The sequence below is a fragment of the Methanofervidicoccus abyssi genome, from assembly GCF_004310395.1.
In the GTDB taxonomy this organism is placed as follows: domain Archaea; phylum AGJL01; class Methanococci; order Methanococcales; family Methanococcaceae; genus Methanofervidicoccus; species Methanofervidicoccus abyssi.
Genome location: NZ_BFAX01000003.1, coordinates 1 through 19560 on the forward strand (window position 1 = coordinate 1; position 19560 = coordinate 19560).

Annotated in this window: 18 protein-coding genes; 13 read left to right on the forward strand and 5 right to left on the reverse strand. The window is 35.1% G+C overall.

Annotation, left to right across the window (positions count from 1 at the left end):
- The 3 genes from MHHB_RS02560 to MHHB_RS02570 all read left to right on the forward strand — a co-directional run.
- Positions 1 to 475, forward strand: a 475-nt coding sequence (locus tag MHHB_RS02560) for an S-layer protein (protein ID WP_229701904.1), incomplete at its 5' end; no start/stop codon positions are given.
- A 314-nt stretch (positions 476 to 789) separates the two neighbouring features.
- Positions 790 to 1002, forward strand: coding sequence for a CARDB domain-containing protein (locus MHHB_RS06645; protein WP_192893806.1), 213 nt, complete (start codon positions 790 to 792; stop codon positions 1000 to 1002).
- A complete protein-coding gene (locus MHHB_RS02570) occupies positions 911 to 2356 on the forward strand; it encodes an S-layer protein (protein WP_131007070.1) in 1446 nt (481 codons plus the stop codon). Before MHHB_RS06645 ends, MHHB_RS02570 begins: the two co-directional genes overlap by 92 nt.
- Positions 2357 to 2574: 218 nt before the next feature.
- Here MHHB_RS02570 and MHHB_RS02575 read toward each other — a convergent pair whose 3' ends face one another.
- Positions 2575 to 3021: an Hsp20/alpha crystallin family protein gene (locus MHHB_RS02575; RefSeq protein ID WP_131007071.1), complete on the reverse strand. Its 447-nt coding sequence runs from the start codon at positions 3019 to 3021 to the stop codon at positions 2575 to 2577.
- A gap of 158 nt (positions 3022 to 3179) precedes the next feature.
- Between MHHB_RS02575 and MHHB_RS02580 the strand changes: the two genes are divergently transcribed.
- Positions 3180 to 4382 (forward strand): oligosaccharide repeat unit polymerase, encoded by a 1203-nt coding sequence (locus MHHB_RS02580; RefSeq protein ID WP_268220545.1) that lies wholly within the window; start codon positions 3180 to 3182, stop codon positions 4380 to 4382.
- 305 nt (positions 4383 to 4687) lie between these two features.
- Here the strand turns inward: MHHB_RS02580 and MHHB_RS02585 are convergent, their stop codons facing one another.
- Complete coding sequence (locus MHHB_RS02585) at positions 4688 to 5713, reverse strand: DHH family phosphoesterase (protein WP_131007073.1); 1026 nt, start codon at positions 5711 to 5713, stop codon at positions 4688 to 4690.
- Between the two features lie 717 nt (positions 5714 to 6430).
- Between MHHB_RS02585 and cdhD the strand changes: the two genes are divergently transcribed.
- From cdhD to thiL, 3 genes are all read left to right on the forward strand, one after another.
- Positions 6431 to 7621 (forward strand): CO dehydrogenase/acetyl-CoA synthase subunit delta, encoded by a 1191-nt coding sequence (cdhD, locus tag MHHB_RS02590; protein WP_131007074.1) that lies wholly within the window; start codon positions 6431 to 6433, stop codon positions 7619 to 7621.
- A 13-nt stretch (positions 7622 to 7634) separates the two neighbouring features.
- Positions 7635 to 9107 carry an acetyl-CoA decarbonylase/synthase complex subunit gamma gene (gene acsC / locus MHHB_RS02595; RefSeq protein ID WP_131007075.1) on the forward strand — a complete coding sequence of 491 codons (1473 nt, stop codon included), beginning with the start codon at positions 7635 to 7637 and terminating at the stop codon, positions 9105 to 9107.
- A gap of 145 nt (positions 9108 to 9252) precedes the next feature.
- Positions 9253 to 10209 carry a thiamine-phosphate kinase gene (gene thiL / locus MHHB_RS02600; protein ID WP_131007393.1) on the forward strand — a complete coding sequence of 319 codons (957 nt, stop codon included), beginning with the start codon at positions 9253 to 9255 and terminating at the stop codon, positions 10207 to 10209.
- Positions 10210 to 10435: 226 nt separating this feature from the next.
- Here thiL and MHHB_RS02605 read toward each other — a convergent pair whose 3' ends face one another.
- Both MHHB_RS02605 and pdxS read right to left on the reverse strand, forming a co-directional pair.
- Positions 10436 to 10726 (reverse strand): MTH1187 family thiamine-binding protein, encoded by a 291-nt coding sequence (locus tag MHHB_RS02605; RefSeq protein ID WP_131007076.1) that lies wholly within the window; start codon positions 10724 to 10726, stop codon positions 10436 to 10438.
- Between the two features lie 57 nt (positions 10727 to 10783).
- Complete coding sequence (gene pdxS, locus MHHB_RS02610) at positions 10784 to 11680, reverse strand: pyridoxal 5'-phosphate synthase lyase subunit PdxS (protein ID WP_131007077.1); 897 nt, start codon at positions 11678 to 11680, stop codon at positions 10784 to 10786.
- Between the two features lie 162 nt (positions 11681 to 11842).
- Between pdxS and MHHB_RS02615 the strand changes: the two genes are divergently transcribed.
- Entirely contained in the window at positions 11843 to 12862 is a 1020-nt protein-coding gene (locus tag MHHB_RS02615) for a type II glyceraldehyde-3-phosphate dehydrogenase (RefSeq protein WP_131007078.1), read from the forward strand.
- 570 nt (positions 12863 to 13432) lie between these two features.
- On the opposite strand, the gene topA is transcribed toward MHHB_RS02615, so the two are convergent.
- On the reverse strand, positions 13433 to 15331 hold the full coding sequence (topA, locus tag MHHB_RS02620; protein ID WP_131007079.1) for a DNA topoisomerase I: 1899 nt from the start codon (positions 15329 to 15331) through the stop codon (positions 13433 to 13435).
- Positions 15332 to 15527: 196 nt separating this feature from the next.
- Between topA and MHHB_RS02625 the strand changes: the two genes are divergently transcribed.
- From MHHB_RS02625 to MHHB_RS02645, 5 genes are read left to right on the forward strand one after another with little or no spacing between them, the layout of a single operon-like run.
- Positions 15528 to 16991 (forward strand): DHH family phosphoesterase, encoded by a 1464-nt coding sequence (locus MHHB_RS02625; protein ID WP_131007080.1) that lies wholly within the window; start codon positions 15528 to 15530, stop codon positions 16989 to 16991.
- 37 nt (positions 16992 to 17028) lie between these two features.
- A complete protein-coding gene (locus tag MHHB_RS02630) occupies positions 17029 to 17292 on the forward strand; it encodes a DUF504 domain-containing protein (protein ID WP_131007081.1) in 264 nt (87 codons plus the stop codon).
- Between the two features lie 11 nt (positions 17293 to 17303).
- Complete coding sequence (locus MHHB_RS02635) at positions 17304 to 18101, forward strand: CBS domain-containing ParB/RepB/Spo0J family partition protein (protein WP_131007082.1); 798 nt, start codon at positions 17304 to 17306, stop codon at positions 18099 to 18101.
- 9 nt (positions 18102 to 18110) lie between these two features.
- On the forward strand, positions 18111 to 18893 hold the full coding sequence (locus tag MHHB_RS02640) for a 4-phosphopantoate--beta-alanine ligase (protein ID WP_131007083.1): 783 nt from the start codon (positions 18111 to 18113) through the stop codon (positions 18891 to 18893).
- A gap of 14 nt (positions 18894 to 18907) precedes the next feature.
- Positions 18908 to 19558 (forward strand): DUF116 domain-containing protein, encoded by a 651-nt coding sequence (locus MHHB_RS02645; RefSeq protein ID WP_229701906.1) that lies wholly within the window; start codon positions 18908 to 18910, stop codon positions 19556 to 19558.
- Positions 19559 to 19560: the final 2 nt, after the last annotated feature.

A 19560-nucleotide genomic window follows, 5' to 3' on the forward strand; every position in this document is an offset into this window, starting at 1 on the left:
ATCATCCTCAGGAGGAGGCGGATCCCCAGTATTTAAAAATCCTTACCCAGATGTAGCTCCAGACATTAAATCAATAAAAATAAAAGAAATAGTACATAAAGCAAAATTAATAGTAGGTTCTAATATAGATGTCAATCTGTCAGCAAAGGACTTAAAAACAACATTTGTTCTAACAAATAAACCTCTTGATATAGAAGAAGATTGTATCTTAATAGGAGGGCCGGTGGCAAACCCGATTGTGAAAAAATACTTGTGGGCATTCTCAGTTAAGGTAACTAACGAATACCCAGGAAAACATAAGGGAGTAATTCAAAAACAGATTATTAATGGACATACAGTTATTCTCTTAGCAGGTTCCGACAGATGGGGTACAAAGGCTGCCGTGGAGTACTTCAAGACCCTTGAAGATATCCCTGAAGAGCCAATCTTTGTAGAGTGGAGAGATGGAAAGGCAGTTAAAATAAACAGACCTTAATTAATATTTTATTCTTTTTGTTCCTTTTAATATAATTTTAAAAATATTTTTTTTAAAGTCTTTAATATTATTACGTTATTAAAATTAAACTTATAACCTATAAAATAAATATTATATGCTCGTATTTATACTAATACCGTTATTATATAACCAACAATTATATGTGTAATTAAAAAAAATATAAACATATAATGTATTCTAAATACCTGCAAAATAATAAGAAGTGAAATCTATACATTCCCAGTGGAAATAACCATTACAAATGCCTCAGGAAATGTGGTATATACTGATACAATAAATGTAAGCGGATTAAATTGGATGAAAATAAAACCTTAACCTTCAACTGGATTCCTGGCAACACTGGAGAATACACTATCATAGCAGTTGTAGATTCAAACTACACTATAAATGAGTCAAACTTAATGGTGAGGTATTATGAAGTGGAAGTTTTTACTAATACCAATTTTACTAATGTCACTGGTTGGTATCTGTTATGGGGAGAACATCACAGTGGAACTCCTACCTAGCAATATAGAGGCAAATATTGGAGATACTTTTAACTTAAGTTTAATTGTAAAAAATGTTCCTGAAATTGTAAAAAGTAGAATTAATATATTTAATCCAAATGTCCCTGAAGAAGATGGGAAGTGCGCAGGTGTTGATATTTATATATGTTATGACTCCAATATCCTGAGTTTAAGTAATATTCAATTGAGTAATATTGGAGAGAGTGCTGATTTAAAAATGGTAAATCTCTCCTCTGGATTCATATCCTTAGCATGGCTCTTTAACCCAGTTTATGGTAATTTTACAATAGCCACTATCTCCTTCAAGGGGTTAAATCCTGGAGAAACAAATATAACCCTGAAGAATGTGGTAATATCTACAGAGGATGGATACGAGTATAAAAATGTATCAACTTATCCAGCAACGGTTGTAATTAAACCCTACACCACAACCATCACTGTAACTGTACCTACACCAAACCTAGTAATAGGTACTACTACACCACCTCAATTACCTGCCCAATACTATGGAAAGGTTATTTCGCCAACTCCATTAAGTGGATATATTGTAGCAAAAATAGGGAATGAATCTTATGGTTCCATACCTCTAGTGAATAATACTTTTGGAGGTCCTACTTATTTAGATGAAAAGTTATTGGTATATGCACCGGGACAGGATGGTGCAGAGGTTACTTTTTATTTAAATGGTAGTATCCTACTTAACTCTTCTGATACTATATATTATAAGGCAGGAGACATTAGAAATGTTACCTTATATTATAATGCAGAAAACATTAGAAATGTTACCTCATCAAGTAGCACATCATCAGGATCAGAAAGTACAAGTAGTACATCATCAGGATCAGAAAGTATAAGTAGCACATCATCAGGAAGTAGTATATCATCCTCAGGAGGAGGCGGATCCCCAGTATTTAAAAATCCTTACCCAGATGTAGCTCCAGATATTAAATCAATAAAAATAAAAGAAATAGTACATAAAGCAAAATTAATAGTAGGTTCTAATATAGATGTCAATCTGTCAGCAAAGGACTTAAAAACAACATTTGTTCTAACAAATAAACCTCTTGATATAGAAGAAGATTGTATCTTAATAGGAGGGCCGGTGGCAAACCCGATTGTGAAAAAATACTTAGAGATTTTTCCAGTAAAGGTAACTAACGAATACCCAGGGAAGCACAGAGGAGTAATAGAGGTGACAAAGATCAACGGCCATACAGTAGTTCTTTTGGCAGGCTCAGACAGGTGGGGTACAAAGGCAGCAGTGGAGTACTTTAAAACCTTAGAGGATATCCCAGATAGACCTATCTTTGTAGAGTGGAGAGATGGAAAGGTAGTTAAAATAAACAGACCTTAATAATTAATATTTTTTTTATTTTTTAATATTCTAAGTTCCCATCTACTAATATTAAGTATTTTTCACCTGTATTTCTTCTTTTAACTCTTTTTATAGATCTCATTTTAACAACAAAATAGAAAATCTTCATGGTTATTATTAGATGGAAACTCTGAGATTAAAAAAAAATAAAAAAAGAAAAATAATTATAGAAAAAAGTAATGGGAATTAAGGTAATTTTATTCTATGTTAATACCTCTTTTAATAGAAGCTTCAGTCTTTGGTAGATTCACAATAAGTAGCCCATTTTCATATTTAGCACTTGCAGCATCTTCTTTTACAGTTGCAGGTAATTTTATTATCCTGTAAACTTCTTCATCTTCAGGTATTTCAGAGTAGATAACCCTCTCAGATTCAGTTACCATTAAAGGTGCCCTCTTGGCCCTAATTTCTAAGGTATCTCCAATAGCATTTAATACAATATCCTCCTTATTTACTCCAGGAAGCATAGCAATAACTTTTATATTGTTGTCTCCCTCTATCAATGTAATGGGCATGTATCCTTTACCTGAGATCTCCAGTCCTGTGGAAGTTATAGTTCTTCTACTGGATAAACCCATCATAGGAGTCATGAACATTTCAGCCATTAATTTTTCTATCTCTGAGAATGGATCTCTTCCAAACATATATTTCACCTCTTTCCGCTCTTATATAATTATTCCTCCGTAGTTCTATATAAATCTTTTGATGTAGTGCTAAATATAATCACAACAGTGGTATTAAAAGTTTTAAAGGTGATAATATTAAAATAACCAAAATAACTGAATTTTTAGATAAATCTATAATTCATCCTGTTTTTATTGTAACTATAGGACATTTGGCAATATTCTTAATAGCTATTCCTTACTATTCCTCTTTTGAATACACTTCATTAATAAAGATTTTTCTACTGGTTTTTATCTTTATAATCTTCTATTCCATACCTTTTTTTATAGATAAAAAAGTATATCAGTATTTCGATAGAATAAAAATACTCAATATCCAATTAAAAACACTACTTCCTGTAGTATATGGGACACTACTGTTTATCTTGATATTCCATGGAGTGTTTATAATTACACATTCCTATTTACTATCTCTTCTCTACCCTATCTTGGTACTTATAATATTGAATCTCTATGTCATCCAGAAGTTTGTAGAGAATGGAATTGTAAAAAACCTTTCCACAGTGTTTAGGGTATTCAGACAGATAGATAATGTACTATTTGTAGTAGGTGTTTTATCCTTTATAGTATTGACGGTGAAATACGGTACTCTACCAATATTGGACTACAAAGTTAGAATAGCTATCTCTCATGATCCCCTACGGCTCATTTCTACTGGGGCCCTTGTATACGGAGGCATGTGTAATACTTTTTACTTTACAGTAGCCTTTGTACTTCTTCTGCTTCTGGGATATAAGGCAGGGATATTGATACTTTGCATCTCTTTTTTACTATATAGATATAGTCTAAGGAAGATATCCATTAAAGAGATAGTTGTTTCACTACTGGGATTAATGGTAGTATTAGCAGTTATGAGTAAGGTTATACTGCTATCTTCTGGACAGAGATGGAGTATTGGTGTATTCGAGATACTGTCCTATAGAGCCTATTTCGATATTACTGTATTGGAAAAGATAATAAACTCCCAGATACACACACTAGGTAAGATTACACTAAACCCAGATGGTGAAAAACTAATTGGAGAGTTACTCTTTGGTTATCCCCATAACCTTACATCAACAATGTTTGGGCCTGTATACTTAGATTTTGGTATCTACGGGTTGGTGTTTGCAATCCTTTTGGGTTTATTTAGTAGATCGATATACATGGGGGATAGGAAGATATACTGTATATACGCAGCTATACTTCTGTCTATATGTGAAATAGGTATTAACTACGGATTTTTGATAGTTGTCTTTATTATGCTCTATATCAATTCCATTCTTTCTTCAAGGTGGTTTAGGATAATTGTTCTTAATCTTGTCCAATATTATAAAAATTAATAAAATTAATAAAAAAGTAAAAAAATGAAGGATAAATAGATAGATATACTCCCTCTACTCCTGAACGTTGCAAAAATAGAGATATATAATATCTTCTAACTACAAGTGTGGATATTCCTTATATCATGCTATAATTTTCTCATATTATTCCAGTATTCAGGAAAAGATCTTGGATATAGGTTATGGTCAAAAAATTAATTATACTTATAACTATTATAAAATAAAGAATTATTAAAATAATAAAAAAATCACTTCAAAAAGTTATGTGCCCAAATATATAACGATCAATAATATTTCTACAACTGTCAATCCGATTTAACCTTCTGCAATTTCTCCTTAAAAACCTCATAACAAAGATCTAAAACTTCCCTTATAACTTCATCTTTACTTCTATCTTTATCGTACTTTGCATTTAGTCCTGCAGCTTCTCTATGTCCCCCACCTTCTCCTCCTAACCTCTTAGCTACCTCTTCCATCACTTCCCCTATATGTATCCTCTTGGACAGAGATTTTCTACACCTCCCACTTACCCTTATCTCCCCCTCCTTCTTCCTCACCGCCACCACAAAGGACACATCTGCACCGATAGATACGATAGTTTTTGCACAGGATGCCTCGTAGGAACTTACATAGGACAGTGCTACGATATATCTGTCGACTTCCCTCAACTCCATCCTACTACAGGCCTTTAAATGTGCCATCCTTTTACTCTCATCCATTTCCTGGGTTAAAAGACTGAGTATTCTCTGAAAGTTAATACCTTTTATAAGCCAGGCTATTATCTGAAATGTTTCTTCCCTTGCAAGTTTCAGATGCTTGGTATCGTAGAGAATCCCGCAGAGTAGGGCTACCCTAATCCCCTTTGGAGGATATATTCCCATCTTCCTGAATATCTGAGAGACTATCTCACAGGTGGAGGTAGCCCCTTCATCTACGATAGAGAAAGTACAGAGATCTAAGAGATCTGTCTTTTTATGATGATCTATCATCACTAAAATAGAATTTTTCAACTCCTGGGTACTCACCTTCACCTGGTTTAAATTAGAGGTGTCTACAAAGAATACTACATCTAACAACTTAGGATACTGGACAATTTCCACCTCTTCACCAATTTCTTCAAGTATATTTTTTGACAACTTACTTATAGAATCCGCTGATATTTTGAGGTTTTTATCCTCTCCTTTGTTCAAAACATCTGCAAGGTACTTTAAGGCAACTGCAGCCCCAACTGCGTCTGGATCTGCATTATGATGACATAAAAACAGTATATTTCTATTCTCCTGAAGTATCTTTTTTAGGTTAATTACATCTTCACTTTTTAACTTTACCATATTAACACCAAGTTTTTATAGTCAAGAAAACAAATTTTCAAAGTAAAATTAAAAGTATAAAATAAAAAAATAAAAAATTCTAAGAAGAAAGGTCAACGGAGATCTATAGTGTTAGGATATTTTCAAAAGATGAAACAGAATTTATTTTTACTTCTGTTTTTCTTATTAAGTATCTGGCAATTTATAAAATTTTTATCATTTTTCTGATTTAACTATTCTTTAATTTATTATTAGCTCTATTTCTCACTAAACTGATAGTTAAAAAATAATTTTATTTAAAAATAAAATAAAAGAAGATTAAAAAAATAAATTAAATATAAATTCTCAAAAAAGTATTAACAGATAAATTACTCTCTCTACTCCTAAAAATTAGAGGAATTGTCCCTGAATATTTCTATTATAACTGTTGATATTACAATAGAGGTGGTTTAATAATATTTTTTTAATTCTACTTTGATGAGAACTAGGATTTATTGTTATTTTTTATTATATTCATATTTATTTTTTATATTATATTTTATTATTTTATCGAGATTCCCAATGTTTTTGAATGATTTGTTGTAAAACATTTTAAAATTAATTTTAATGTTATAAAAGTTACTTTTAATTCTTTAAATTGGATTTTAAGGGATAATTCATGCTATTCAAAAACTTTATATATTATTAACATAATTTATAATGATTTATAATGATAAATTTTATCCCTTGGTGATCTTAATGGATATTGATGAACTACTTAATCTAATGAAGAAGGTAAAGAAGATAAAAATAGATAATATCGAAATAACGGCAGACGAGATAATTATAAACATTCCCACACTACCTCCTATCCCCATACCACAAACTCCCCCAATAAGAGAAGGTATTAAGAGAATAGTATCACCTGTAGAGCCTAAGATAGAGATACCTGAGGTAGATTGGAGCCCTCCAGTAGAAAAGTATAAAGGATATATAAGGGAGGTGCAATTTGGTAGGCCTAAATCTGAGGGGGGTAGAGGTAAGGTGATAAAGATAGGGGGACAGAGAACACTTTACAGGTTCGAGGAGGTTCAACCAAACCCTCCAGTGGTAACATTTGATATATTTGATATGCCTATGCCTGGGCTACCTAAACCTGTTAGAGAGTACTTCCAGGACGTTATGGAGGATCCTGTTGAGTGGGCTAAAAAGTGTGTGAAAGAGTTCAACGCAGATATGGTAACTATTCACCATATATCAACAGATCCAAAACTTAAGAATACACCTCCAAAGGAATCTGCTAAGTTGATGGAGGATTTACTCCAGGCTGTAGATGTACCCTTTGTTATTGGAGGTAGTGGAGATCCTAAGAAGGATCCTCTTGTTTTGGAAGCCTGTGCTCAGGTTGCAGAAGGGGAGAAATGCCTACTGGCGTCTGCAAACTTAGATCTAGATTACAAGAAGGTGGCAGATGCTGCAATGAAGTACGATCACAACGTGCTATCCTGGACTATTATGGATCCAAATATGGCAAAGGACTTAAATAGAAGATTGATATCCCATGGCTTGGATGGAAATAGGATTGTTATGGATCCTACTACATGTTCCCTCGGATACGGTATAGAATTCTCCATAAACACCATGATAAGGTTGAGACTGGCAGGTTTGAAAGGTGATGAATTAGTAAATATGCCAATGTCTTCTGGAACTACAAACGCCATAGGTGCTAGGGAGGCCTGGATGGTTAACCCAGAATGGGGAGATAGAAGGTACAGACTACCTCTCTGGGAGATTACAACAGGACTGACTATGCTCCTATGTGGTGTAGATATATTTATGATGCTTCACCCTCTTTCTATAGCGGTAATAAAGGAGTTTGGGCGGTTACTGGTGAGTAAGCCTGAGAAAATAAAGGTAAATACTGATAACTATGAGTGGATAAGGGCATAGTGCCGGTGATATGATGGCTAAAAAAATAAGTGCCATGGATATTTACAAACTACTTCCAAAGATAAACTGTAAAAAATGTGGGGAATCTTCCTGTATGGCCTTTGCCACGAAACTACAGGAGAGAAAAGTTACCATCGATGAATGTCCTATCTTAAAGTCTCCAAAATTTGAGAAAAACAGAAAGAAACTTGAAGAACTCCTTTCTCCACCTGTAAAGGAGATATGGTTTGGATACGAGGATAAGAAGGTGATCCTAGGTGGAGAGGAGGTAATGTATAGGTATGAACTTACCTTTTTTAACCCCACGGCTATAGGGATAGATATATCAGATAGTCTACCTGAAGAGGAGATAAAAAAGAGGGCTAAATTCGTTGAAGATTTTGTTTTTGAAAGGACAGGAGAGAAATTGAAGTTAGATTTTATAGCCCTGAGAAACGCTTCAGATGATCCTGAGAGGTTTGTAAAGGCGTTGAAAATTATCCAGGAGAACACTAACATGCCTGTCGCTCTCTGTTCTCTAAATGTAGAAAGTATAGAAAAAGCCTTAGATATTGTAAGATCTAAACCTATGATATATGGAGCAACGGAGAAGAACTTCTCTGAAATGATAAAGATGTTAATATCTAAGAAGAGAGATAAAAAAGAGTTTGCACTGACACTGTCCTCAAGTAATATTAAAACATTAAAGGGCATGGTTAAGGCATCCTTGGAACATGGCATAGAGGATCTAATTTTAGATCCCCACACAACACCAGAGAACATTATGGAAACTCTGGATAAGTTCGTAATGATAAGGAGGAGTGCCATTGAAAGAGGAGACAAACTTCTTGGATATCCTATCTTAGGACTCCCAATAAACACTTACTTCTATGTACTCAAGGGCAATAATCCAATTAAACAGTTTGTTGAAAAGTTGGATAAGGCTGCTGCAATTATGGAGGCGAGGACAGCTTGTGCAATGTTGAACAGGTATGCAGATGGGATAATTATCCATGGTACAGAGGTCTGGGAGTTGATGCCGATACTTACCCTCAGACAGGCGATATATACAGATCCTAGAAAACCTCAAACTGTTGAGCCTGGCCTATATCCAATTGGCAACCCAGATGAAAACAGTCCTGTGATCATGACAACAAACTTCTCCCTAACCTTCTACACAGTAACTGGAGATTTTGAGAAGGATGGTGTTGTCTGTTGGCTCCTAGTTATGGATACAGAAGGTAAGGCTGTTGATGTTGCAGTGGCAGGAGGGCAATACTGTGGAGATAACGCCAAAAAGCTAATAGAAGAGACGAAAATAGAGGAAAAGGTAAATCACAGGATTATTATACTCCCAGGGTTGGCGGCTCCTGTAAGGGGAGATATTGAGGAGAAGACAGGTTGGACATGTGTAGTGGGGACGAGGGATTCTTCCCAGGTTGGAGAGTTTCTAAGGAAGAACTGGAATAAAATACTTGAAGAGTGGAAGGCTAAACAGGAGTTGTAAATATATACTTATTTAGTTATTCAGGAAAATATAGTAATGGTTTTATTTATTTTTATGATTATATTTTATTGGGGATTTTATTATTCAATAATAAATAAATTATATCATGTACTATTTAGATTAAATAATCTGGGAAATGATGAAAATAACAGAGTTGGATGTAATAAAAACCATAATGGATAACATAACCTACAGGGGAGATGTAGTAAAGGGAATAGGAGATGACTGTGCAGTTTTCAAACTGGGTAATACCTACTTAACAGTTACTACAGATATGATGTTCAGATCTACACACTTTCCAGATATTCTTACACCTTTTCAGATAGGAATGAGGGTGATCACTGCAACTGTATCAGACATATGTGCGATGTGTGCGAGGCCCTTGGGAATAGTAGTGTCTATGGGACTTCCCACGGTGGAGAGAGGTTTTCTCTTAGAGTTAATAAAAGGAATAGATTATGCATGTAGGAAGTACAGTTGTCCCATAGTTGGTGGGGATACAAACAGAGGGAAAGAGTTAATACTCTGTGGTACAGCAATTGGAGTTACAGATAATCCTGTATATAGAGGGGGAAAAGTAGGGGAAGATATAATGGTAACCTACGATATAGGCAGAGTATATTGTGCCTTAGAAATTCTCAAGATGAAGGAGAAGGGAGTAATAAGCAGAAAAACCTTTTACGATCTCTGGGAAGAGTATCCAAATATTATGAAAAAATTAGTTGAACCTATTGCAAGGGTGAGGGAAGGGCTGCTCTTGAATAAATATGTGAGTTCCTGCTGTGATATATCAGATGGACTTAAAAAAGAGTTATTCTATATTGGTAATTTTGAAATATCCAGTAAAAAACTTTTAAGAGTTGTACCAAAGGATGTTATAGAGTTCTGTGACAGGTTTCAGATAGATCCTATCCATGCCGCTTTAAACAGTGGGGAGGAGTTTGAATTGTTGTTTACAACGAAAAGATGTGATGACATCTTTGAGGTATTGAGAAGTGAATGTGAAGGAGAAGCTAAGAAAATTGGTAAGGTTATTGAGGAAGGCTACTATATAGATGGTGAAGAGTTAGAGTTTGGAGGGTACATTCACAGTTGGGAGTGATTTATAGAGAAGTAGAATAGTATTTATATCCAGGATTATGAGACATTTATTTTTAAAATCTTTTCTTTATTTTCTATATTATACTAAAAACTGTTAACACCTAATATAAAGAATAAATAGCGATAAGAAGTTAAAAATACAAATTTTACTCCTTAGTACTACCATATACATTTTTATTTTATTATTAATTTTTTTATATTATTATCCTGAAAATCCTATTTTCTAATTACTTATAACAATCTATAGCCTTTAACTTCTCTTCTATTGTGTTCTCCTTATCCCTTCTGTCGTCGATCTTTAAAGTACTCAGTACTCTTACAGTATCTTTAAGTACAGTTTCGTGAGCCTCTTTATAGGCCTTTATTATCTCATCTAAGTTCCCTTCTAATACAGTTCCCATAGCACCAGGTTCAACCTTCAAGTTATACTTTTTAAAAACATCTATGGCCTTCTTTACATACTTTGAGATACTTGGACCTTCTCCAATGGGTACTATACTAACTTCTGCAACGGGCATATTATCCCCCGAAATACTTTATAAAACATAAAAGTTTAAACTTCATACTATCTATAGTTAATTCCCTCTCTTAGCGAGGCGATCTTTCTCAGGTAGGCTCTCTATATCTATACCTGGCATGGCCTCTCCAAGGTTCTTACTAACCTCTGCTATAACATCAGGTTTATCGTAGTTGTATGTAGCCTCGACAATAGCCCTTGCTCTCTCCTCTGGATTCTCAGATTTGAAGATACCAGAACCTACAAATACTCCATCACATCCCAACTGCATCATCATGGCAGCATCTGCAGGTGTGGCAATACCTCCTGCAGCGAAATTTACAACAGGCAGTCTTCTCAATTTGGCAATCTCATATAAGAGATCTACAGAGACCTTTAGCTCTCTTGCCATTTGTAGAAGTTCCCTGTCTAATCCCATCTCGTAGTATCCAACTACCTTTGCAATACCCTCATTTACAGCCCTTACATGTCTAACAGCCTCTACAACGTTACCAGTCCCTGCCTCTCCCTTAGTTCTTATCATAGCTGCCCCTTCTTCTATCCTCCTAAGTGCCTCCCCTAACTCCCTTGCACCGCATACAAAGGGCACTGTAAATACCTTCTTATCTATATGGTGTACATCGTCTGCAGGTGTAAGTACTTCACTTTCGTCTATCATATCTACACCTATGGCCTCTAAGACCTGTGCCTCGACGAAGTGTCCTATCCTTACCTTGGCCATTACAGGAATGGACACAGAATCCTTTATATCTAAGATCAGTTGGGGATCAGACATCCTTGCAACCCCTCCCTGGGCCCTTATATCAGCAGGCACCCTTTCCAACGCCATCACTGCAGTAGCTCCAGCATCCTCGGCGATCTGTGCCTGTTCAACATTTGTAACATCCATTATAACTCCATACTTCACCATCTTAGCAAATCCTCTCTTTAAGACCTCTGTACCTACTTTTTTCATGTTTTTCACCTTTAGGTTATGATACATAATAACATACCATTTACTTTTCATTTACTTTATATCTTTAACACTAAATTTATAATAATTTATTTATACATAATATATTAGAATATAATATATAATATACTATATACCGACTATATTATTATCACATGGGATACTATGGTAAAGGTCCTAATAAATGGATATGGTTCCATAGGTAAGAGGGTAGCAGATGCAGTTGCAATGCAGAAAGACATGGAAGTACTTGGAGTTACCAAGACAAAACCAGACTTTGAAGCACGGTTAGCTGTAGAAAAAGGATATAAGTTATATGCTGCTATTCCAGAGAGGAAACCACTCTTCGAAGAAAAGGGTATAGAAATTGAAGGTACTATTTTCGATGTTATAGAGGAAGCAGATATTGTAGTAGACTGTACTCCAGGTGGCGTAGGGAAAGATAACCTAAAAATGTATAAGGAGTATAAGGTAAAGGCCATACTTCAAGGTGGTGAAAAGGCACAGTACGTAGAAGATAATTTCAATGCACTCTGGAGTTATGACAGATGTTATGGGAAAGATTATATAAGGGTAGTATCATGTAATACAACAGGGCTCTGTAGGATACTCTACGCCATAAATTCAGTTACCGATATTGTAAAGGTAAGGGCAGTACTTGTAAGAAGAGGGGCAGATCCTAACGATGTAAAGAAGGGTCCTATAAATGGAATAGTGCCGAACCCTCCAACTCTACCTTCTCACCATGGACCTGATGTAGTTTCTGTAATTCCAGAGCTTGAAGGGAAGATATTCACATCGGCGGTAGTTGTACCTACAACTTTAATGCATATGCATATAATTATGGTGGAGACTACAGGTACCACCAGGGATAATATCATAGAAAGTATAGAAAAAACTCCGAGGATAATTACAGTAAGTGCAGAGGAAGGTCTTAACTCAACTGCTGCAATAATAGAGTTTGCAAGAGATCTTGGGAGGATGAGGTACGACCTCAACGAGATTGCAGTGTGGGAAGAAAGTATCAACGTAGTGGATAACGAAGTATTCTTGATGCAGGCTATTCATCAGGAGAGTGATGTAATACCTGAGAATATAGATTGTATAAGGTCGATGCTAGAGATGGTGGATGATAAGATGAAATCTATAGAGATGACAAACAAGGCTATGGGATTGTTGAAGTAATGGATAGTTAGTTATCTTTAAAAGAGTCTTCTTTTTATATTAAATTAACTTTATAGGTGTAACATATAGAGGAAAAACTTCTAAGAAGAAGGATTAACAAAATATGCTTTAACTTTTACTCGTGTTTATTCCTTTTTATTTAGACTATTGTTTAAGATTTTTATTTTTTTGATTTTACTTTATTATTATTTTTATCAAGATTCTGAATGATGATATCTCACAAATTGTATTTAGAAGATATTGGAAAATCCATCTTCTTCTCCTAATGTTCAGGTGTGGTTATATTAGTTTATTTTCATAAGGAGTAGCACTGAATTTGATAGTAAGTATTTAAAAAATTAAAAAGTATATTAAGAATAAAATAAGATAAAATAACAGAAAAAATGGAAAAATTATTTTGTTCATATTTGCCAATGGTTGTTATTGGTTTAAAAAAGTTTTGTTCAAGGGTTGGTAATTATTTGTAATAAAGAGATAAAAATGATACATTTATCAATACCTCCATTGGATGAGTTTTATTATTATATTTATTTAATTATTGCTTCAATGAAACTAATAATATTCTATTCCTCATTTTTTATCTACATTCTCAATATATCTACATTTCGGATAGTTGGAACATCCTAAGAACATCCCGTATTTACTTCTTCTAACTACAAGATATCCTCCACACTTTGGGCATCTTCCAGAAGTTTTTATGTCCTTATCTTTCTCAATTTTGCTTATTAATTCTCTTCCAATCTCAACTTCTTTACTTTTTACCTCCTGTAGTATCTTTCTCAGTCTCTTTTCAGCCTCCTTTAAAACATCTTCCTTCCTTACCTCCCCCCTCTGTACTTTCTCCAGTTTATCCTCCATATCTCTTGTCATGCCTTCCTCTACTATCTCGGGACAGTACTTCTTTAAAGTCTCGATCACCGCCATGCCTAAATTAGTTACTCTAAGATAACCTTTCTCTTCAACTACATAACCTCTCTTTATAAGTTTTTCTACAATTTCCGCCCTTGTAGATTTTGTCCCCAATCTTCTTTTTTCCAGCTCCTTTATAATGGAAGACATGCTATATCTCTTAGGGGGTTTAGTTCTCCTCTCCTCTAATATTATCTTCTTAATAGATGCTACGTTTCCTTCTCTGAAGTTGGGAATCTCCTTCTCCTTAAACTCGGTGAAGTAGTATATCTCATGCCAACCTTCATTTAATGTTCTGGCACCACTGAGTTTAAACAACTCACCACCTATATCTAAATATATATTTATATACTCCCTCCTCATATCATCCCAGAATGCTCCCAAGGTTCTTCTAGCTATAAGATCGTAGATTTTCCTTTCCTTAGATGTTAGAGGTTCCTCAGGTATATCTACAATATGTATTGCAGGGTGGGCAGGATCCTCCTTCTCACCTTTAACAGGTTTTCTACCTTCCTTAATTATCTTCTCAGCGTATTCTCTATACTCCTCAATTTCAGTTATTTTTTTCAGTATATTCTCCAGGTATTCCCAATTATCAGGGAGTTTCTGGGAATTTGTCCTTGGGTAGGAGCAGTATCCTTTCTCGTAGAGTCTCTGGGCGATCTCCTGGGTCTCCTTAGGAGAGATTTTATATATCCTGTATGCCTCCCTCTGTAGAGTTCCTAAGTCAAAAGGGGGAAAGGGTTTTATATTTTTCTCCCTTCTTTCAATCTTTAGAATCATGCCTTCTTTTTTATCCTTTATCTTACTATATATATCCTTTGCCTCTCCCTCATTCCAGAATTTCTCCCTACTATGAATTACTTTTATATCTCCTTCCAATAACCCTTCTATTACCCAGTATTTTCTACTCTGGAAGTTTTTTATCTCCAACTCCCTCTCCACTAAGAAAGCCAAGGTTGGACCTTGAACCCTCCCGGTACTCATAGTTCTCCATCTATTTACAGCCTTGAGGGATTGCATAAGGGCTCTTGAAACGTTAATCCCGTAGTACCAATCTAACTTGTGCCTACTCTCCCCAGCATCTACGAGACCAAAGTCTATCCTATCTGGGTTTTCATATGCCTTTACTATCTCTTCCTTTGTTAAACTGGAGAATCTCATCCTCTTTGCATTCCTTCTTCCACAGATATAGTAGAGGACGTGGTATCCTATTAATTCTCCTTCAATATCCCAATCTGTCGCTATATAGATGTCATCCACATTCTTTGAGAGTTTTTTTAAAGTGTCTATGTATTTCTTTACATACTCCTTTCCCTTTACTATCCATGCAGGTACCCATTTCACACAGAATACTGGATACTCTCCAAATTTCCTATTTTTACTGTCCTCTTCCAATGTAAATAGATGTCCAACTGCAGAGGCAACTATAATCTTCTCTCCATTCCTCTCCACCTCGTAATAAGGTACTCCCTTGTAGGATTTCTTCTTTGCCTTTCCCAGAGCATTGCCTATCTTCTTCGCAACCTTAGGTTTCTCGCAGATTATTAACTTTGTCATGGTTAAAACCCTAGAATATTAATGTTAATTAAACCATAAATGTTATATAACATGAGAGAATGTAGTTTAACATTTGATAGAGTATAGAACATATCGATATTTAATTTAATAGATATTTTTAGAAAAAATTTTTAAAGTATTTATTACCTAACATAATTATATTAATTATTAATAACTTCTCTTTCTGGAGGAGAATATGATACTAATTATAGGTTATGGTTCCTTTGGTCGTAAAGTTGTGAGCTATGTTAAAGCCTTAGATAGGATAATAGTAATAGACAAAAACCCAACAGTTTTTGAATCCGTAGAGAAGTTAGACTTTGAATATATTGTAGGAGACGCCTGTGAAAAAGAGACACTTCTGAAGGCTGGTATTAAAGAGGTCGACACTGTACTGATACTTACCAACGATCATACAACAAATAAAAAGATAGTAGAACTGATAAGGGAGTTAAATCCTACTGCCTATTTAATTGTCAGAGGGATTTCCAAGTATCCAGATCTATATTCGGGGACTAAGGTCGATAGGGTCATATATCCTATTGATTGTGCTGCCAAGGAGATAGTAGCTGAGATGGAGAAATCTCAATTAAGAAAAAGATTGATGGATCTGGAAAAGGTAATACTGGATTTAAAGTCAAAACATGGTGTTACCATAGATGCAGATAATCCGAAGGAGGGTATTAACAACAACGGTATTATATCCTTTTTAATACTCATGCATAACAACCCAGATCCAGACTCTATAGCCAGTGCAATGGCTCTAAAGAGAATTCTTGAGAGGTGGAAGGTAAAGGCGGATATAGGTTATGGAGGAAGGATAGAGTTCGATGAAAATAAGGCTATGGTCAACCTCCTCGGTATAAAGTTGATACCTGTTGAAGATGTAGATATTAATAAATACGACGGTATTGCAGTTGTAGATACATCCTCCTCCAAATTACTCCCTATAAATCCAGATCGTGAGATAGACATCCTTATAGATCATCATGAGAATGGAGACCTAACAGCAAAATACATGGATATAAGGCCAGAGATTGGAGCAACTGCAACGATACTCTTGGAGTACTTAAACGAATTGAACATAACCCCAAAGCAGGATTTAGCAACAGCTCTCTACTATGCCATATGTACAGATACTAATTATTTCAGGAGAAAAACATCCAAAAAAGACTTTGAGGCAGCGGGATATTTACAGGATCTAATGGATCCAAAAACCTTAGAGATGATAGAGAATCCTGAGATGGACACCGAAACCATGGAGATTCTTGCAAGATCTATCTTAAATAGAAAGATAGTTAGAAGTAGCATTGCACTATCCTATGTGGGTATTATTAAAAATAGAGGAGCATTAGCCAAAGCTGCAGATTTTTTACTCAAGATGGAGGGTATAACTACGACTTATGTATTTGGAATATCTGGGAATAAGATATACATAAGTGCGAGAACAAAGGACTTGAGGATAGATGTAGGGGAGATTATGAGAAGGGCCTTTGGAGGAGGAGGACATCAAAAGGCTGCAGCGGCTAGTATAGATCTTGGGATATTTGAATCTGTCTCAGATAAGGATTCGCTTAGGAAGTTAGTTGAAGAGGCTATACAGACTAAAATATTGAAAGTGATGGGAATAAGTGAAGAAGAGAGAAGAGTTAAGAGTTAATAACAAAAAATAAAATATAAATAAAAAAAATAAAAACATGTTAAAGGAGTTAATAAACAAGATACTTTGGCATCCTGGTTACTCTCCTGAAGATTACGAGGTAGTATATTTACATAGGGAGGGTAGTAGTGGAAAATGTAATAATCTTAAAAAGAGAATCTCGATGGACAGTATATGTATTAAAGGATCCTTTATAGTATTTGAAAGAGACTGTGAAGTTACAACAATTCCACTCCATAGAGTACTGGAAATTAGAAACAAAAAAACAGGGGAGATACTGTACAGAAAGAGCAGAAGATAGGAAGGGTTATTATGGTTAAAGTGGAAGAATATATGACAAAAAATGTATATTACGTCAGTCCAGAGAATACTGTAAAAGATGTAATAGAACTCATTAAGAAGACCTCCCATGATACATTTCCAGTAGTCTCAGAGGGTAGAGTAGTAGGTATCGTCTCAGTCAACGACCTGATAGGTAAAGACGAAAATGAGAAGGTAAAGAACATAATGGTTAAAAGAAAAAATATGATAACCACTAGACCAGATGCCGATATAAGGGATGTTGGAAGGTTGATGTTTAGGACAGGGTTTTCAAAATTACCTGTTATAGATGAAGAAGATAGACTATTAGGTATAATCACTAACACCGATGTTATAAGATCCCAGATAGAGAAAACTACTCCAGAGAAGTTAAATAAAATAGTGGATGCCTATAGAAAGTTAGGGTTTAACCTTAGAGTATATACAGATACCATACCGGTAAATAAAATCAGACCTACACAGGGAAAGATCTACGAAGATGAATTACAGGGGAGAATATATGAGTTGAAGAGAGGCCTCGCTGAGCCTATAATAGTTATAAAGAAAAAGGGTAGAGATGATCAGTATATCCTTGTAGATGGACATCACAGGGCTGTAGCATGTAATATCCTTAAGATACCTACATTGGAGGCTTATGTCATAGAGATCGATACAGATAAAAAGTTAGGAATAGAGAAGACTGCCGACAGCTTAGGTTTAAGATCCATTGAAGATATTGAAATAGTAGATGAAGAGAATAACGACTCCTGTAGAATATACGAACTTACATCTAATAGAAACCACATATAACTTGATACTATGGATATCCCAAAAAGCCATCCAAGGTATAAATCTTTACTAAATAGGGAGAAGATAGTGGAAGCATTAGATAGGGGGATACTTGCAAAGGCAGGTCTTATCGCCCATGGTAGGGGAGAGACTTTCGACTATCTCATAGGAGAGAGGACTACAGATATTGCCCTAAGGGCTATAAAAACTGCTGCCGCAATATTGGTACTGGCAGAGAACCCTGTTATCTCAGTTAACGGCAATACGGTGGCACTGGCTAGGGAGGAAATCGTCAAACTTGCAGAGGAGTTAAATGGAAAGATTGAGGTAAATCTTTTCTACAGAAGTGAGGAAAGACTGAGGAAGATTAAAGAGTTCTTTGAGGAGAACCCTGTTATTAGGGAGAAGATTAAAAGTGGTAGAATAAAGATATTAGGAATAGAAGATGCCAACAAACAGATACCTAACTTGGAGAGTGCTAGAGGTAGGGTTTCCCAGGAGGGGATATACTCTGCAGATGTGATCCTTGTGCCTTTGGAAGACGGAGATAGAACTGAGGCTCTTGTAAAGATGGGCAAAAAAGTTATTTCTATAGATCTAAATCCACTCTCCAGGACAGCTCAACAATCTACAGTTACTATAGTAGATGAATTAACTAGATGCTTGCCACTTCTTAGGAAATACGTTAGAGATTACAAGAATTTAGATAGAGAAGAACTTCAGAGGATAGTAAAAGAATTTGACAACAAGGAGAACTTAAAGAATATGTTGAATCATATATGTAATAGGTTAAAGAATTTGCAATCCACTTAAAAATGAGGAGTATCATGTTTTTTGATGGATCAGGGTTGTCGGGTTTTTTTGAATTTTTAGGAATACTCTCAGCCCTAATTATACTTTTTGGATTTATCATAGTACTTGTCAGTTTAGTACTTGGTTATTTTTTAGTAAAGAAAAACAAGTTGATTCTTCCAACGGTATTTTTATATATCATGGATAACTTTCATCCTATACTTCTAAAGTTGTGTCTAATGATAGGTACAGAAGATACGTTTTACAGGATAGGGATAGACTTTTACAATAGGTACTACTATCAACCTTTCAAGAACGCTGAAAGAAAGGTACTTATACTTCCTCACTGTTTAAGGGATATAAAGTGTCCTGCCAAGTTAGGGGTAAACGGTATAGAATGTGTTTTCTGTGAAAGATGTCTATTAGGATCTATAATCAAAATCGCCAGGGAGAACAACTACGAGGTATATATAGTTCCAGGTTCTACATTTATAAAGAGGATATTAAAGGAGAAAAAACCTACAGGAGTTTTCGGAGTCTCCTGCTATAGGGATCTCTTCTATGGGATGAATTACCTATCTAGGAAGGGCATACCTGTACAAGGACAGCCTCTTTTAAAGGATGGTTGTATATGTACTTCTGTGGACGTTGAGGAGTTAATTACAAGGATAAAGGATAACAGGTGATA

Bases quoted from the DNA above. Each gene is read 5' to 3' on its own strand.
- MHHB_RS02570 (WP_131007070.1), top strand. From the start codon at position 911: ATGAAGTGGAAGTTTTTACTAATACCAATTTTACTAATGTCACTGGTT.
- MHHB_RS02575 (WP_131007071.1), bottom strand. From the start codon at position 3,021: ATGTTTGGAAGAGATCCATTCTCAGAGATAGAAAAATTAATGGCTGAA.
- MHHB_RS02585 (WP_131007073.1), bottom strand. From the start codon at position 5,713: ATGGTAAAGTTAAAAAGTGAAGATGTAATTAACCTAAAAAAGATACTT.
- cdhD (WP_131007074.1), top strand. From the start codon at position 6,431: ATGGATATTGATGAACTACTTAATCTAATGAAGAAGGTAAAGAAGATA.
- acsC (WP_131007075.1), top strand. From the start codon at position 7,635: ATGGCTAAAAAAATAAGTGCCATGGATATTTACAAACTACTTCCAAAG.
- MHHB_RS02605 (WP_131007076.1), bottom strand. From the start codon at position 10,726: ATGCCCGTTGCAGAAGTTAGTATAGTACCCATTGGAGAAGGTCCAAGT.
- pdxS (WP_131007077.1), bottom strand. From the start codon at position 11,680: ATGAAAAAAGTAGGTACAGAGGTCTTAAAGAGAGGATTTGCTAAGATG.
- MHHB_RS02615 (WP_131007078.1), top strand. From the start codon at position 11,843: ATGGTAAAGGTCCTAATAAATGGATATGGTTCCATAGGTAAGAGGGTA.
- topA (WP_131007079.1), bottom strand. From the start codon at position 15,331: ATGACAAAGTTAATAATCTGCGAGAAACCTAAGGTTGCGAAGAAGATA.
- MHHB_RS02625 (WP_131007080.1), top strand. From the start codon at position 15,528: ATGATACTAATTATAGGTTATGGTTCCTTTGGTCGTAAAGTTGTGAGC.
- MHHB_RS02630 (WP_131007081.1), top strand. From the start codon at position 17,029: ATGTTAAAGGAGTTAATAAACAAGATACTTTGGCATCCTGGTTACTCT.
- MHHB_RS02635 (WP_131007082.1), top strand. From the start codon at position 17,304: ATGGTTAAAGTGGAAGAATATATGACAAAAAATGTATATTACGTCAGT.
- MHHB_RS02640 (WP_131007083.1), top strand. From the start codon at position 18,111: ATGGATATCCCAAAAAGCCATCCAAGGTATAAATCTTTACTAAATAGG.
- MHHB_RS02645 (WP_229701906.1), top strand. From the start codon at position 18,908: ATGTTTTTTGATGGATCAGGGTTGTCGGGTTTTTTTGAATTTTTAGGA.